Raw genomic sequence first — 14,166 nt, forward strand, 5'->3', positions numbered from 1 at the left:
GGTAAGGGACCCTCGCAGAAGGACCGCAAGGGACCCTCGCAAAAGGACCCTCTTGAAGGGACTGGAGGTCCGATGACCGACGACGACACCATCCAGGCGGCCGGCTGCGTCCTGTGGCGCCCTTCTTCTGTCGCCGGCGAGCTGGAGATCTGCCTGGTCCACCGGCCGAAGTACGACGACTGGTCGCACCCCAAGGGCAAGCTCAAGCGCGCCGAGGAACCCCTCGCGGCCGCCCTGCGCGAGGTCGAGGAGGAGACCGGGTTCCGCTGCGTGCCCGGCGCCCGCCTCCCCTCCGCCCTCTACTACGTGGACGGACACCGCAAAGAGGTCAGCTACTGGGCCGCCGAGGCGACGGACGGCCGCTTCACCCCCAACCGCGAGGTCGACCGCATCGTCTGGCTCCCCCCGGACGCCGCCCGCACCCGCCTCACCCAGCTCCGCGACCGCGACCTGGTGGACGCCCTGCTGAGTGCACTGCACCTTGCCTGAGGACGCCGACAGCGCGTTGCACGGATCCGGCCGATTCACGGCCGGCGTCGCAACATGTGCAGACCCGATCGGTTACGTAGAGTTTCCATTCGGGTCTCATAACCCGGGATCTCTCTGTGTCCTCGACGTAAGCGTTCCGTGACCTCACCGCACCGTCCGCAGGGGTTCACCCTCCGTTCACTTTTGGCCATCGGCGCCTTCACCTGATCTGCCTAATTTCGGCCTTACAAGGTGCGAAGGGCATTCAGGAAGCCTTCTCCGCATCACACAGACTTCGCACGCCGCCACCAGACGGCGGCTCCCGGAAGGAACTCCCGAAAAGTGAAGCTTCAGCGCATGAACCGGCAGGCCATCACCCTCGGTGCTCTCGCCGTCTCCGGCGCCCTGGCCCTCACGGCGTGCGGCTCGGACGACACCGGCACCAGCACGGGCGCAAGCGCTTCGTCGGGCTCGACCAGCTCGATCAAGTGTGACGACGCCAAGGGCCAGCTCCTGGCCGACGGCTCCTCCGCGCAGAAGAACGCGATCGACGCCTGGGTCAAGCAGTTCAGCACCGCCTGTGGCGTGCAGATCAACTACAAGGGCGGCGGCTCGGGCGCCGGCGTCACCGCGTTCACGCAGGGCACGGTCGCCTTCGCCGGCTCCGACTCCGCGCTGAAGCCCGAAGAGGTCGAGGCCTCCAAGGCGGTCTGCACCGGCGGCCAGGCCATCGACCTCCCGATGGTCGGCGGCCCGATCGCGGTCGGTTACAACGTCCCGGGTGTCGACAACCTGGTCCTGGACGCGCCCACCATCGCGAAGATCTTCGACAGCAAGATCACCAACTGGAACGACGCCGCGATCAAGGCGCTGAACCCCGACGCCACGCTGCCCGACCTCAAGATCCAGGCGTTCCACCGCTCGGACGAGTCCGGCACCACGGACAACTTCACCAAGTACCTGATCGCCGCGACGCCCGACAACTGGAAGTACGAGGGCGGCAAGGCCTGGCAGGCCAAGGGCGGCCAGTCCGCGAGTGGCTCCAGCGGTGTCGCCGCGCAGGTCAAGCAGACCTCCGGCGCCATCAGCTACATGGAGCTGTCGTACGCCAAGGACGGCATCAGCGCCGCCTCCCTGGACACGGGCGCCGCAGCACCGGTCCAGGCCACCGTCGACAACGCCACGGCGGCCATCGCGGACGCCAAGGTCGTCGGCACGGGCTCGGACCTCGCGCTGCAGCTGAACTACACGACCAAGGCCGACGGCGCCTACCCGATCACCCTGGTCACCTACGAGATCGTCTGCGACAAGGGCAACAAGGCCGACACCCTGCCCGCCACGAAGGCGTTCCTGACCTACATCGCCGGCGAGGAAGGCCAGGCGCTGCTGCCCGACGCCGGCTACGCGCCGATCCCGGCCGACATCATCAGCAAGGTCCGCACCACCATCGCGGGCCTGAGCTAAACCCCGACGGTGCGGTCCGGCCCCGACCCGGGGCCGGACCGCACCGCGTCCGGTGCACCGCCGCCAGGAGCCCCACATCTCGTGCGACTCCGCAGACCGGAGAATCCCGATGGATATATCGACCAAGAACACAGAAGCTCCTCCCCCGATCCCCGAACCTTCCGAGGCCGAGCAGAAGCGCACGAGCCGCGGCGCCACCCGACCCGGTGACCGAGTCTTCCTCGGTCTCTCCCGCGGCTCGGGCATTTTCCTGCTGGTGATCATGGCCGCCATCGCGGTCTTCCTCACCTATCGCGCCTCCCTCGCGATCAGCAAGGACGAGGGCAACTTCCTCACCACCTTCGAGTGGAACCCCACCGCCATCCCGCCGGACTTCGGCATCGCCGTCCTGGCCTTCGGCACGGTGGTCTCCTCGATCATCGCCATGGTCATCGCGGTCCCGATCGCGGTCGCCATCGCACTGTTCCTCACGCACTACGCCCCGCGCAGGCTCAGCGGCCCCATCTCGTACGTGATCGACCTGCTCGCCGCCGTGCCGTCCATCGTGTACGGCCTGTGGGGCGCCCTCATCCTCGTACCGCACATGAACGGCCTCTTCGGCTGGCTCAACGACTACCTCGGCTGGACCGGCATCTTCGAGTGGCAGGGCGGCGCCCCGCGCTCGATGCTCACCGTCGGCATCCTGCTCGCGATCATGATCCTGCCGGTCGTCACGAACGTGAGCCGCGAGGTCTTCCGGCAGTCCCCGCAGATGATCGAAGAGGCGGCTCTCGCCCTCGGCGCCACGCGCTGGGAGGTCATCCGCATGTCGGTGCTCCCCTTCGGCCGCTCCGGCGTGATCTCCGCCTCGATGCTGGGCCTCGGCCGTGCGCTCGGCGAGACGATGGCCGTCGCCACGGTCCTCTCGCCGACCTTCACGATCCAGGCCAGCCTGCTCGACCCGGGCGGCGGCACCTTCGCCCAGAACATCGCCAGCAAGTTCGGCGAGGCGACGGAGCAGGGCCGTGACGCGCTCATCGCCTCCGGTCTGGTCCTCTTCGTCATCACCCTGCTGGTCAACGGCGCGGCCCGCGCGATCATCGCCCGCCGCAAGGAGTACTCGGGGGCCAACGCATGAGCCAGACCCTGAATGTGAAGCGCCCCAGCACCCTGCAGGGCGCGCGGCTGCCCAAGTGGAGCCCGTGGGCGATCGCCGCGGGCTCGGTCGCCCTCGGCATCGGTATCAGCGCCGCGGCCGGGCTGGACAGCAGCATCCAGTGGGGCCTGATGGCCGCGGTCTTCTTCGTCGCCGGGACGTACGGCATCGCCGCCCGCGTCGAGGGCCGCCGGCAGGCCAAGGACCGGGTGGCGACCAGCCTGGTCTGGGTCGCGTTCATCCTCGCCGTCGTGCCGCTGGTCTCCCTGGTCTGGACGACCCTCTCGCGCGGTGTGAAGGTCCTCGACGTCTACTTCCTGACCCACTCGATGGGAGTCGTCGCCGACACCGAGCCGGGCGGCGGCATCTACGCCGCCATCCTCGGCAGCCTGGAGCAGGTCGGCCTCGCCGCGCTGATGGCCGTGCCGATCGGTGTGCTCACCGCGATCTACCTCGTGGAGTACGGGCGCGGCAACCTCTCCCGGGCCATCACGTTCTTCGTCGACGTGATGACCGGTATCCCGTCGATCGTCGCCGGTCTGTTCATCCTGAGCCTGATGGTGCAGTTCAAGATGCAGCCCTTCGGCTTCGCCGGCTCGCTCGCCCTGGCGATCCTGATGATGCCGATCGTCGTCCGCTCCACCGAGGAGATGCTCAAGCTCGTACCGAACGAGCTGCGTGAGGCCTCCCTCGCGCTGGGTATCCCGAAGTGGCGCACCATCCTGAAGGTGGTTCTGCCGACTTCCCTCGGCGGCATCACCACCGGCATCATGTTGTCGATCGCCCGTATCGCGGGCGAGACCGCACCGGTGCTGCTGCTGGTGTTCGGCAACCCGTTCATCAACTCGAACCCGTTCGAGGGTGCGCAGTCCTCGTTGCCGCTGTACATCTACCAGCAGTACGCGAACAGCGCCGGCTCGGGCGCGGCCTACGACCGTGCCTGGGCGGCGTCGCTCACCCTGATCGCCTTCATCATGGTTCTCAACCTGGCGGCTCGCGGCATCGCCCGCTGGAAGGCGCCGAAGACAGGTCGCTGACGCGGCCATATCAGCGACTGACGTCTCCCCCTCGAAAGAAGCAGTGAGTGAAATGGCCAAGCGAATCGACGTAAGCGGACTCACCGCTTACTACAGCGCCCACAAGGCGATCGAAGACATCTCCATGACGGTCGAGCCGCGCTCCGTGACGGCCTTCATCGGCCCCTCCGGCTGCGGCAAGTCGACCTTCCTGCGCACCCTGAACCGCATGCACGAGGTCACCCCCGGTGGCCGCGTCGAGGGCAAGGTGCTCCTGGACGACGAGGACCTGTACGGGCACGGCGTCGACCCCGTCGCCGTGCGCCGCACGATCGGCATGGTCTTCCAGCGTCCCAACCCGTTCCCCACCATGTCGATCTTCGACAACGTGGCGGCGGGCCTGAAGCTCAACGGCTCCTACAAGAAGTCCGAGCTGAACGAGGTCGTGGAGAAGTCCCTCAAGGGCGCCAACCTCTGGAACGAGGTCAAGGACCGCCTGAACAAGCCCGGCTCGGGCCTGTCCGGCGGCCAGCAGCAGCGTCTGTGCATCGCGCGGGCGATCGCGGTGGAGCCGCAGGTGCTCCTCATGGACGAGCCGTGCTCGGCCCTGGACCCGATCTCCACCCTCGCGATCGAGGACCTGATCGGCGAGCTGAAGGAGCGCTTCACGATCGTCATCGTGACGCACAACATGCAGCAGGCCGCCCGCGTCTCCGACCGCACCGCCTTCTTCAACCTGTCGGCGGTCGGCCAGCCCGGCAGGCTCATCGAGATAGACGACACGGAGCGCATCTTCTCCAACCCGTCGGTCCAGGCCACCGAGGACTACATCTCGGGCCGCTTCGGCTGAGCCACGGCCTCCAGAACCCCTCGCGGTGCTGCATGGCGGTGCCACCGCGAGGACGAGAAGGGCCCGCCCCTGGCTTCCAGGGGCGGGCCCGCCTCGTTTCTCACCGCGTTCTTACCTCTGCGGATGCCCCTCCGCGTCCGTACGGGCCAGGCTGCGCGCTCTTCGCGCCGGGCCACGCCAGCCGCAGGAGCAGCGGGCAAAGCAGAAACGGCCCTGCTCGACCGTTGTCGTGTGGTGTTCCTGGGCCTGGGCGGTCTCTTCCTGCTGTGCCACGTTGACAACGTTACCCAAGGCAAGTGAACGGCACTCAGACGCGTGACAAGCACCCCCACACGTCGTTAAGCGGAACGACGGGGAGGCCGAGAGCCCCGGGACGAACCGGCTGGGGGTCAGCAGGCGATGGTGGCGCAAAGGGTGGCGCGAGTGGAGGACGGGCGGCCCGGCCGATTGGCCACCGCGGCCACGGCCGCGGCGACCGGACTCATGGTCTGTGTCTCTGTCACCGGATGCTCGGACGGCGCCGGCGTCGCGGAGGACGCCCGCGCCGGTGCCGACACCGTCGAGGTGCTCCACCAGGCCGCCGCCACCCTGCGGCGGGCGGGCAGCGCGCAGACCCGTACGTCCATGGAGATGGCAACCGGCGGGACCCGGGTCACCATCCGGGGCGAGGGCGTGTACGACTTCGAGCAGCAGCGGGGCCGGCTGAAGGTGCAGCTGCCGCAGGATCCCGCGGGTGCCGCCGAACACCGGCCCATCACCGAACTCCTCGCCCCGGGCGCCCTGTTCATGAAGAACCGCGGTGCCGGTGTCCCCGCCGACAAGTGGGTCCGCGTCGAGACGGCCACCCTCTCCGACGGGAACCTGGTGACGGGCGGCGCCACCGATCCGTACGCGGCGGCCGAGTTGCTGCGCGGGGCACGGTCGGCGACGTACGTCGGGAGGACCGAGGTCGCCGGAACCCCGGTGCGGCACTACCGCGGCACGGCCGACCTCGATGTCGCCGCGAAGAGCGCGTCGGAGGGCAACCGGGACGCGCTGAAGGCCGCGGCGAAAGGGTTCGCGACCGCCCAGGTGCCGTTCGACGCCTACCTCGACGACCAGGGACGCCTGCGCAAGGTCCGCCACCGCTTCAGCTTCGTCAACGGCTCGCAGAAGGGCACCGTCGCCGTCGCCTCGACGACCTTGCTGTACGACTTCGGGGTCGCCGCCGACGTACTGCTCCCGGAGTCCGCGGACATCTTCGCCGGGAAAATCGCGGAGTAGGAAGCGCCGTCATGGGCAGGGGCGGACGTAGGACAGTTGGGGGCCGGAAATGGCCCTTCCGTGCCATGCGCGGTGTGTAGGCCGCTACCTACTCTAGGAAGTCGGTGACGGCAGGAAGAGGTGATGTACGTGGCTCCGGTCGGCGGTACGGCAGTTCAGGACCACGTGGCCCTCGCCGAGATCGAGCTGTGCGGAGACCTGATCATCGCGGCCTCGGCCGCTCACGAGGACCGGCTCAGCCTTGAGAGCATCGACGAGGTGCTGAAAGTGGCCGAAGCGCGCGCCCATGAGCGTGAGCGTCAGCAGCCGCGGGGCATGAACCTGTAGCCCATTCCGGCCAGCCGGGTGTAGCCCGGTCCCGCGACGCCGTTCCCACCCGCGTACAGGGATGTATGTCACATCCAGGGATGTGCGTCACGTACGCAGCAGTCGCCCGATCGCCTTCGTCGCTTCCTCGACCTTCGCGTCGATCTCGGCGCCGCCCTTGACGGCCGCGTCCGCGACGCAGTGGCGCAGGTGCTCCTCCAGGAGCTGGAGGGCGAAGGACTGCAGGGCCTTCGTGGAGGCGGAGACCTGGGTGAGTATGTCGATGCAGTAGACGTCCTCGTCGACCATCCGCTGCAGGCCGCGGATCTGGCCCTCGATCCGACGCAGCCGCTTGAGGTGCTCGTCCTTCTGGTGGTGGTAGCCGTGGATACCCCGGTCGTGGTCGGTCACGACCTGCTGCGGGGGTTCGCCGGAGGGCGCCGTCGCGCCGGCCTCGGTGGTCGTCATCGCGTCCTCCTGATGATCCTGTCGGCGGTCCCGGAGGGCCCGTGGGGCACCTCGGGGGATATTCCGGAGGCCCTTGTCGAGATCCCGTCCGGTTCGCCGCATACATATACCCCTGGTAGGTATATGGTATCGAACTTTGCTGGGTATAGGGCCCTTGCCCGATGCCGGGACCGGACCCTGTGCTGATCACTGTGCCTGATGGGCGACACTGGGAGACGGCCCATTAGCCGTGGCCGGATGATGCGCCTAGCATCAGCCTGACCGAAACCGAAGCACCCCGAGGACCCCACGTGCGCTTTCGTCTGACCCCCAGGGAGACGAGCTTCTACGACATGTTCTCCGCATCCGCGGACAACATCGTCACGGGCTCGAAACTCCTCATGGAACTGCTCGGGGCCGACGCCTCCGGCCGGACCGAGATCGCAGAGCGTATGCGGGCCGCGGAACACGCCGGTGACGACGCCACGCACGCCATCTTCCACCAGTTGAACTCCTCGTTCATCACGCCGTTCGACCGCGAGGACATCTACAACCTGGCCTCGTCCCTGGACGACATCATGGACTTCATGGAGGAGGCCGTCGACCTGGTCGTGCTGTACCAGGTCGAGGAGCTCCCCAAGGGTGTGGAGCAGCAGATCGAGGTGCTGGCCAGGGCGGCCGAGCTGACGGCGGAGGCCATGCCGAACCTCCGCACCATGGACAACCTCACGGAGTACTGGATCGAGGTCAACCGCCTGGAGAACCAGGCCGACCAGATCCACCGCAAGCTGCTCGCTCAGCTCTTCAACGGCAAGTACGACGCCATGGACGTGCTCAAGCTCAAGCAGATCGTGGACGTGCTGGAGGAAGCGGCCGACGCGTTCGAGCACGTGGCGAACACGGTGGAGACCATCGCCGTCAAGGAGTCCTGACCTCTTCATGGACACCTTCGCCCTGATCGTGACCATTGGCGTCGCGCTCGGATTCACATACACGAACGGCTTCCACGACTCGGCGAACGCGATCGCGACCTCCGTGTCGACGCGGGCACTCACGCCGCGGGCGGCGCTCGCCATGGCCGCGGTCATGAACCTCGCGGGCGCCTTCCTCGGCAGCGGTGTCGCCAAGACGGTCAGCGAGGGCCTGATCGAGACGCCCGAGGGTTCGAAGGGCATGGGAATCCTCTTCGCGGCCCTCGTCGGCGCGATCACCTGGAACCTGGTCACCTGGTACTTCGGTCTGCCGTCCTCCTCTTCCCACGCCCTGTTCGGCGGCATGGTGGGCGCGGCGCTCGCCGGCGGGACAACGGTCTACTGGCACGGCGTGCTGGAGAAGATCGTGATCCCGATGTTCATCTCCCCGGTCGTCGGCCTGATCGTCGGCTACCTGGTGATGACCGCGATCATGTGGCTGTTCCGCCGCTCCAACCCGCACAAGACCAAGCGCGGATTCCGCATCGCACAGACCGTCTCGGCCGCGGGTATGGCCCTGGGCCATGGCCTCCAGGACGCCCAGAAGACCATGGGCATCGTGGTGATGGCCCTGGTCATCGCCGACGTACAGGACTCGGGCGATCCGATCCCGGTCTGGGTGAAGATCGTCTGCGCCGTGATGCTGTCGCTCGGCACGTACGCGGGCGGCTGGCGCATCATGCGCACGCTGGGCCGCAAGATCATCGAACTCGACCCTCCCCAGGGCTTCGCCGCGGAGACAACCGGCGCGTCGATCATGTTCGCCTCGGCGTACCTCTTCAAGGCCCCCATCTCCACGACCCACGTCATCACCTCCGCCATCATGGGCGTCGGCGCAACCAAGCGCCTCAAAGCCGTCCGCTGGGGAATCGCCAAGAACATCATCCTGGGCTGGTTCATCACGATGCCGGCGGCGGCGCTGGTAGCGGCGTTGAGCTTCTGGATCGTGAACCTGGCGTTCCTGTAGGGACATTTTTAGCGTCGGCCGGGGAGAGATTCAGCCCCTCCGGCGTTTGAGGAGCGGGGTCTGGGGCGGAGCCCCACCCAGGAACAAGGGACGGGAAGGGGCGGAGGGGGCGAAAAACCCCACCCCAGCCCCACCCAACCCGCAGACCCGCCGTAAGTGGAACCCCCAACCCTGGGGACTCGTCTCCTCCCACAGAACCAACGGGGAGGCGCACATGCAACGGCGTATGTTCATAGGCGGGGCGGCCGCCACACTCGCGGCGGCAGCAGCCACAACCGCGTGCAGGAGCACAGGCACAGGCAGCGCCGGCAACAGCACCGCGACCAAAGCAACCAGCACCCCCCTCCGCACAACCACCACCAGCACCAAAGCCGCCGCAAACTGGACCGCCCTGGCCGGCGACCTGGACGGCACCCTGATCCGCCCGGGCGACGCCACCTGGCCGGCCGCCCACCAGCTCTACAACACCCGCTTCGACACCCTGAAGCCCACCGCCGTCGCCTACGTCGCCAACGCCGACGACATCCGCACCACCATGGCCTACGCCCGCGCCCACGCCATCAAGATCTCGATCCGCAACGGCGGCCACTCCTACGGCGGCTGGTCCTCCGGAAACGACCGCCTGGTCATCGACGTATCGAAGCTGAACCAGATCCGGGCGAGCGCCAACGAGGCGGTGGTGGGCGCCGGTTCCAAACTGATCGACGTCTACCGGGCCCTTTCCGCGAAGGGCGTCACGATCCCCGCCGGCTCCTGCCCCACCGTCGGCGTCTCGGGCCTGACCCTGGGCGGCGGCCACGGCGTGGTCTCCCGCGCGTACGGCCTGACCTGCGACAGCCTCACGCAGGCGACGCTGATCATGGCCGACGGCAAGCAGCTCACCACGAACGCCACCGACCACAAGGACCTCTTCTGGGCCCTGCGCGGCGCAGGCAACGGCAACTTCGGCATCGTCACCGAGCTCCGCTACAAGACCCACCCCGCGCCCCAGGCCGTATCCGCCTACATGACCTGGCCCTGGTCCAAGGCCGCCGCCGTGGTCAAGGCCTGGCAGGAGTGGGGCCCGACGCAGCCCGACGAGATCTGGTCCTCGTGCCACCTCGCGAACGCACCCGGCGGCACCCCCACGATCTCCATAGCGGCGTTCTCCCTCGGCACGTACGGCGAACTCCAGAATGCCGTGGACCGCCTGGCCGGCGCGATCGGCGCCTCCGCGACCAGCGTCTCGCTGAAGCGGCGGTCGTACGAGGACTCGATGGAGGTGTACGCGGGCTGCTCGTCCTTCTCCAGCGACGCCCAGTGTCACCTCCCGGGCTCGACCCCGGGCCGCTCCTCGCAGGGCGCGCTGGGCCGCGAGACGTACGCCGCACGCTCGGACTTCTTCGACCGCTCGCTGTCCTCGGCCGGTGTCCAGACCCTCCTGAACCAGCTCTCCACGGTCCGAGGCAGCGCTGGGAGCATCGCTCTGACGGCACTCGGTGGCGCGATCAACCGCGTCTCGCCCACCTCCACGGCCTTCGTCCACCGCCGCTCGCGGATGCTCGCCCAGTACATCGTCTCCTGGAAGGCCGGCACCACCGGCACGACCGCCCAGTCCTGGCTGTCGACCGCCCACAAGGCCATGTCCCCCTACGCCTCGGGCGCCGCCTACCAGAACTACGCGGACCCCACCCTCACCAACTGGCGCAAGGCGTACTACGGCGACGCGGCCCCGCGCCTGACCACCCTGAAAAGGCTGTACGACCCGAACCGCGTCTTCACGTTCCCGCAGGCGCTTTGAACAGCACGCGAGGAGCTACACGGTGAGCTACGCAGCCAGATCCCGATCCTCGGGCCGCTCCACCTGTACCCCCGAGATCACCGCTTCCTCCCCGGCCAAGGCCCCTCCGCGCGCCCGGATCAGCCCTCCGACCCGCGCCGACCCCTCCACAGCCTTGGTCAAAGGCGTCAGCAGCAGCATGGCGAGCGGGGACAGCAGGAGTGCGACCGCCGTGCCGAGGGCGAAGCCGCCGATCACGTCCGTCGGGTAGTGCACGCCCATGTAGACCCGGCAGAACCCCTCGACCAGCGCGAGCCCTATGCCGATCAGCCCGAACTTCCGGTGGGCGACGAAGAGTCCGACCGCGACCGCCATGGTGAGCGTCGCGTGGTCGCTGACGAAGGAGTAGTCGTTCTTGCCGGACACCAGTACGTCCAGGTCCTGGTGGTCGACGAAGGGTCTGGGCCGCTGCACGAAACCCCGTATCGGCACGTTCACCAGCACGGCGATCGCGGCGGCCAACGGCGCCCAGATCACCGCGGCCACGGACGACGCGGCATCCTCGCCGCCCCGCCGCCGCACGGCCCACCAGCACGCGGCCGCCAGCAGAACCATCGCGATCAACAGCCCGTATTCACCCACGAACTCGACACCGCGGTCGAACCACTGCGGCGCCTTCTTGGCCAGGCCGTTGATGTCGTAGAGCAGGTTGACGTCGGGGTTGGAACCGGATTCGGCGAGTCCAGCCATGGTGCTGTGGCCCCTTCGTCGTCTTTCCCGCGCGCGCAGCCTTTCGTGCGGCGCTCTGTCCCACCCCCGTGGTCGTAGATCCGCTCTACGAGAAAAGGAACGCACACTCCCCTGATATACGTTCCACCCTCCACCGAATGATCACTCATACGTTATCGAAGAGAGATACATCGTCGCAGCTCAGAGGGCACGTTCAGACCGTCGTGGGCAATGCTTTCGCGCCATCTTCGGTCACGCGCGTGGCTCCGAAGTAGTCGGGGGTGTCGACGGGGTCGAAGCGGATGACGGCACCCGTCCTCGGCGCGTCGATCATGTATCCGCCGCCCACGTAGATGCCCACGTGCCGGATGGCCCGGGAGTCGTTCAGGTCGTCCGAGAAGAACACCAGATCCCCCGGCATCAGCTCTTCCCGCGCGGGGTGCGGACCGGCGTTGTACTGATCGTTGGCGACCCGCGGAAGCGTGACCCCGACACTCTCGTACGCGGCCTTCGTCAGTCCCGAGCAGTCGAAGCGTCCGCCCTGGTCAGCGGTACCGTTCCCGCCCCACAGGTAGGGCGTGCCGAGCTTCTCCTGGGCGTACGAGATGGCCGCCGCGGCCTGCTTGGAGGGGTCGACCCGGGTCACCGGCGCGGCGAAACTCGCCTGCAGCGTGGTGATCGTCTTCACGTAGTTCTGGGTCTCCTTGTACGGCGGTACGCCCCCGTACTTGATGACCGCGTACGCCCCCGCGTTGTAGGCGGCGAGCATGTTGTGCGTCGGGTCCCCGGGCGCGTCCTTCACGTACGAGGCGAGCTCGCAGTCGTACGAAGCGGCAGACGGAATCGCGTCATTCGGATCCCATACGTCGCGGTCGCCGTCACCGTCCCCGTCGATTCCGTGGGTGGCCCAGGTTCCCGGGATGAATTGCGCTATCCCCTGTGCCGCCGCCGGACTCTGGGCGGTCGGATTGAATCCGCTCTCCTGATACAGCTGCGCAGCCAGCAGCGCCGGGTTGATGGCGGTGCACAGATTGCCCCACTTCTGTACGAGCGTCTGGTACGCGGCCGGCACGGCGCCCTTGGCGAGCGTGATGGCCCCTCCGCCGACCCCGCCCGCGAGGTTCCCCGCGACCAGGTAGACACCGACGACGAGCACCATCACGAAGCTGAGCCCGCCCCCGACGGCGGCGATCGCCACGACCCATGCCTTACGCACCGTCAACCGCCCCTCACCGCCCGGGAGTCCGCCGAGGTCAGTGTAGAGGCGGGCACTGTGCGACGGGATGATCACGCGCAAGGAGAAACCGCACGTGGCGACCCCGCCCCTCTGCCGAACCCGCCCTGCGGCAACCCCTCTGCCTTGCAAGGCGGTTACGCGCCAAATGGGGCGCAGGCGCATGACCGGAACCTGCACGTCGGCGCGAACTCCCGCTCCTTCCAGCGATCTTCCGGCCTCGCCGTTTCGGTTGGGTACGGCGGGTGGTGAGGCGGAAACACGAAAGTGCGTGCCGGGGCACGGTTGCCGGCGGATCCAGCCGATGCCACCGGGCTGACCGCCGCGTACTCCGCCGCCCTCAGCCCGCTTCGGCCGCGCGGGACCGGACATATTCCAGGCCGGACCGCCACCAACCTGGCGGTGATGCTCGCCGACGGAGGCGAGGCCATCGCGGATCTGGGTGGTCAGACGGCAGGCGCCGACTCCTTGACGGCCCTGTTCTCGCTGTCGGCGGAGGTGGGGGCCACCACTCGGTTCCGGGCGCGTCGTAGCCCTACGACGTACAGGGCAAGTCCTCCGGCCAGCCAGCAGGCGAGGACGGTCAGGGGCCGCGCGGAGCCGGCGCCGTCGAAGAATGCGAGCGAGCGCAGCAGGGTGCCGGTGGCGCCCGGTGGCAGGAGCTGGCCCAGGGTTCCCCAACCGGACGGGAGCAGTTCGGGCGCACTGTTCAGGCCCGACAGAGGATTGCCGAGGAAGATCAGGGTCACGGCACCCAGACCCAGGCCGGCGTTGCCCAACGCGGTGCGCAGGCCGAGGATCGTCCATGCCGTGGCGGCGATACCGAAGGCCGCGCCGGCGCTGGTCAGCCAGTAGTTGCCGTCCAGTGAGCCGAATCCGTACTGCATCAGGGCCGTGAGGGCCAGCGCCCCGGAGATGGCGAAGCCGAAGGCGGCGACGGCGCGCTGACGCGGCCGGGGGACAGCGGCCAGCAGCACGACCGCGCCGATCCAGCCGCCCAGCGCGAGAGGCAGCGCGCCCGCGGCGAGTCCGGCGCCCGTGGGGTCGTCCGACGGCAGTGGCCGTACGTCGTCGACCGGGACGGCCGCTCCCTGCGCCTCGCCCAGTTGGGTGGCGAGGGTCTTGAGCGTATTGGCGACCGCCGGGCTGGCGGCGGAGGCGACCAGCACGGTGGTGCCGGTGCCGTCGGTGACGATGGCACCGTACACGTCACGGTCCAGGATGCGGTCCTTGGCCTCCTGGGCGTTGCCGACCATGGAGATGTCGAAAGCGCCAGGCTGCTGCTCCTGAAGCTGATGGCGGAGTTGCTCGGCAGGCCCGCTCGGTCCGGCGACGGCGAGGGGGATGTCTCGCGGCTTCAGGTGGAGTGGCGGCAGGGCGAAGGCCGACAACATGGCGACGAAGAGTGCGACCAGCCCGACGACGACTATGGCGGGACGGCGCCAGTCGCCGGACGGCGGAGCCTGGTCCTGGGACGGAGATACAGACACCGGTCCTCCTTTGATCTGTGGTGAGGTGAGCGCAGAGTCGGCTCGCGATTCGGCGAATATAAGATGC

General features: G+C 68.3%; 15 protein-coding genes and 1 pseudogene. 11 read left to right on the top strand and 5 right to left on the bottom strand.

The genetic code is table 11. The annotated features are described in order from the left end of the window. Positions 1 to 72 precede the first annotated feature (72 nt). The 5 genes from AB0N66_RS38600 to pstB all read left to right on the top strand — a co-directional run bounded on the left by AB0N66_RS38600 (position 73) and on the right by pstB (position 4,933). Positions 73 to 489 carry an NUDIX hydrolase gene (locus tag AB0N66_RS38600; RefSeq protein ID WP_365444256.1) on the top strand — a complete coding sequence of 139 codons (417 nt, stop codon included), beginning with the start codon at positions 73 to 75 and terminating at the stop codon, positions 487 to 489. 321 nt (positions 490 to 810) lie between these two features. Continuing rightward, positions 811 to 1,932, top strand: coding sequence for a phosphate ABC transporter substrate-binding protein PstS (gene pstS, locus AB0N66_RS38605; protein WP_365444259.1), 1,122 nt, complete (start codon positions 811 to 813; stop codon positions 1,930 to 1,932). A 109-nt stretch (positions 1,933 to 2,041) separates the two neighbouring features. Then, positions 2,042 to 3,049: a phosphate ABC transporter permease subunit PstC gene (gene pstC / locus AB0N66_RS38610; protein WP_365444262.1), complete on the top strand. Its 1,008-nt coding sequence runs from the start codon at positions 2,042 to 2,044 to the stop codon at positions 3,047 to 3,049. After that, positions 3,046 to 4,104 (top strand): phosphate ABC transporter permease PstA, encoded by a 1,059-nt coding sequence (pstA, locus tag AB0N66_RS38615; protein WP_365444265.1) that lies wholly within the window; start codon positions 3,046 to 3,048, stop codon positions 4,102 to 4,104. The genes pstC and pstA overlap by 4 nt, the downstream gene beginning before the upstream one ends. 52 nt (positions 4,105 to 4,156) lie before the next feature. Continuing rightward, the gene (pstB, locus tag AB0N66_RS38620) at positions 4,157 to 4,933 is read left to right on the top strand and encodes a phosphate ABC transporter ATP-binding protein PstB (protein WP_365444268.1); all 777 of its coding nucleotides are present in this window, start codon (positions 4,157 to 4,159) and stop codon (positions 4,931 to 4,933) included. Between the two features lie 111 nt (positions 4,934 to 5,044). On the opposite strand, the gene AB0N66_RS38625 is transcribed toward pstB, so the two are convergent. Beyond that, on the bottom strand, positions 5,045 to 5,206 hold the full coding sequence (locus tag AB0N66_RS38625) for a hypothetical protein (protein ID WP_365444271.1): 162 nt from the start codon (positions 5,204 to 5,206) through the stop codon (positions 5,045 to 5,047). 210 nt (positions 5,207 to 5,416) lie between these two features. On the opposite strand from AB0N66_RS38625, the gene AB0N66_RS38630 reads away from it, so the two are divergent. Together AB0N66_RS38630 and AB0N66_RS38635 are read left to right on the top strand one after the other, a co-directional pair. Further along, the gene (locus AB0N66_RS38630) at positions 5,417 to 6,196 is read left to right on the top strand and encodes a hypothetical protein (RefSeq protein ID WP_365444387.1); all 780 of its coding nucleotides are present in this window, start codon (positions 5,417 to 5,419) and stop codon (positions 6,194 to 6,196) included. A 123-nt stretch (positions 6,197 to 6,319) separates the two neighbouring features. Beyond that, positions 6,320 to 6,523 (top strand): hypothetical protein, encoded by a 204-nt coding sequence (locus tag AB0N66_RS38635; RefSeq protein WP_365444274.1) that lies wholly within the window; start codon positions 6,320 to 6,322, stop codon positions 6,521 to 6,523. Between the two features lie 87 nt (positions 6,524 to 6,610). Here AB0N66_RS38635 and AB0N66_RS38640 read toward each other — a convergent pair whose 3' ends face one another. Next, entirely contained in the window at positions 6,611 to 6,970 is a 360-nt protein-coding gene (locus tag AB0N66_RS38640; RefSeq protein ID WP_365444277.1) for a metal-sensitive transcriptional regulator, read from the bottom strand. Positions 6,971 to 7,260: 290 nt separating this feature from the next. Here AB0N66_RS38640 and AB0N66_RS38645 point away from each other — a divergent pair, with 290 nt between their 5' ends. The 3 genes from AB0N66_RS38645 to AB0N66_RS38655 all read left to right on the top strand — a co-directional run bounded on the left by AB0N66_RS38645 (position 7,261) and on the right by AB0N66_RS38655 (position 10,667). Next, positions 7,261 to 7,881: a DUF47 family protein gene (locus AB0N66_RS38645; protein WP_266459195.1), complete on the top strand. Its 621-nt coding sequence runs from the start codon at positions 7,261 to 7,263 to the stop codon at positions 7,879 to 7,881. Positions 7,882 to 7,888: 7 nt separating this feature from the next. Then, on the top strand, positions 7,889 to 8,887 hold the full coding sequence (locus AB0N66_RS38650; RefSeq protein ID WP_365444280.1) for an inorganic phosphate transporter: 999 nt from the start codon (positions 7,889 to 7,891) through the stop codon (positions 8,885 to 8,887). A 214-nt stretch (positions 8,888 to 9,101) separates the two neighbouring features. Then, positions 9,102 to 10,667 carry an FAD-binding oxidoreductase gene (locus AB0N66_RS38655; protein ID WP_365444283.1) on the top strand — a complete coding sequence of 522 codons (1,566 nt, stop codon included), beginning with the start codon at positions 9,102 to 9,104 and terminating at the stop codon, positions 10,665 to 10,667. 27 nt (positions 10,668 to 10,694) lie between these two features. Here AB0N66_RS38655 and AB0N66_RS38660 read toward each other — a convergent pair whose 3' ends face one another. Both AB0N66_RS38660 and AB0N66_RS38665 read right to left on the bottom strand, forming a co-directional pair. Beyond that, positions 10,695 to 11,396 carry a phosphatase PAP2 family protein gene (locus AB0N66_RS38660; protein WP_365444286.1) on the bottom strand — a complete coding sequence of 234 codons (702 nt, stop codon included), beginning with the start codon at positions 11,394 to 11,396 and terminating at the stop codon, positions 10,695 to 10,697. A gap of 193 nt (positions 11,397 to 11,589) precedes the next feature. Continuing rightward, the gene (locus tag AB0N66_RS38665) at positions 11,590 to 12,597 is read right to left on the bottom strand and encodes a bifunctional lytic transglycosylase/C40 family peptidase (protein ID WP_365444390.1); all 1,008 of its coding nucleotides are present in this window, start codon (positions 12,595 to 12,597) and stop codon (positions 11,590 to 11,592) included. A 285-nt stretch (positions 12,598 to 12,882) separates the two neighbouring features. Between AB0N66_RS38665 and AB0N66_RS38670 the strand changes: the two are divergent. Further along, positions 12,883 to 13,050 (top strand): annotated as a pseudogene (locus AB0N66_RS38670) (IS1380 family transposase); the annotation flags it as partial. A 5-nt stretch (positions 13,051 to 13,055) separates the two neighbouring features. Here the strand turns inward: AB0N66_RS38670 and AB0N66_RS38675 are convergent. Then, positions 13,056 to 14,099: a hypothetical protein gene (locus AB0N66_RS38675; protein WP_365444289.1), complete on the bottom strand. Its 1,044-nt coding sequence runs from the start codon at positions 14,097 to 14,099 to the stop codon at positions 13,056 to 13,058. Positions 14,100 to 14,166: the final 67 nt, after the last annotated feature.

Origin of the sequence: Streptomyces sp. NPDC093544 (assembly GCF_040683495.1) — a bacterium.
GTDB lineage: Bacteria > Actinomycetota > Actinomycetes > Streptomycetales > Streptomycetaceae > Streptomyces.

Excerpts from the sequence above, each read along its gene's own strand:
- AB0N66_RS38600 (WP_365444256.1), top strand. The coding sequence starts at position 73 with ATGACCGACGACGACACCATCCAGGCGGCCGGCTGCGTCCTGTGGCGC.
- pstC (WP_365444262.1), top strand. The coding sequence starts at position 2,042 with ATGGATATATCGACCAAGAACACAGAAGCTCCTCCCCCGATCCCCGAA.
- pstA (WP_365444265.1), top strand. The coding sequence starts at position 3,046 with ATGAGCCAGACCCTGAATGTGAAGCGCCCCAGCACCCTGCAGGGCGCG.
- pstB (WP_365444268.1), top strand. The coding sequence starts at position 4,157 with ATGGCCAAGCGAATCGACGTAAGCGGACTCACCGCTTACTACAGCGCC.
- AB0N66_RS38630 (WP_365444387.1), top strand. The coding sequence starts at position 5,417 with ATGGTCTGTGTCTCTGTCACCGGATGCTCGGACGGCGCCGGCGTCGCG.
- AB0N66_RS38635 (WP_365444274.1), top strand. The coding sequence starts at position 6,320 with ATGTACGTGGCTCCGGTCGGCGGTACGGCAGTTCAGGACCACGTGGCC.
- AB0N66_RS38640 (WP_365444277.1), bottom strand. The coding sequence starts at position 6,970 with ATGACGACCACCGAGGCCGGCGCGACGGCGCCCTCCGGCGAACCCCCG.
- AB0N66_RS38650 (WP_365444280.1), top strand. The coding sequence starts at position 7,889 with ATGGACACCTTCGCCCTGATCGTGACCATTGGCGTCGCGCTCGGATTC.
- AB0N66_RS38655 (WP_365444283.1), top strand. The coding sequence starts at position 9,102 with ATGCAACGGCGTATGTTCATAGGCGGGGCGGCCGCCACACTCGCGGCG.
- AB0N66_RS38660 (WP_365444286.1), bottom strand. The coding sequence starts at position 11,396 with ATGGCTGGACTCGCCGAATCCGGTTCCAACCCCGACGTCAACCTGCTC.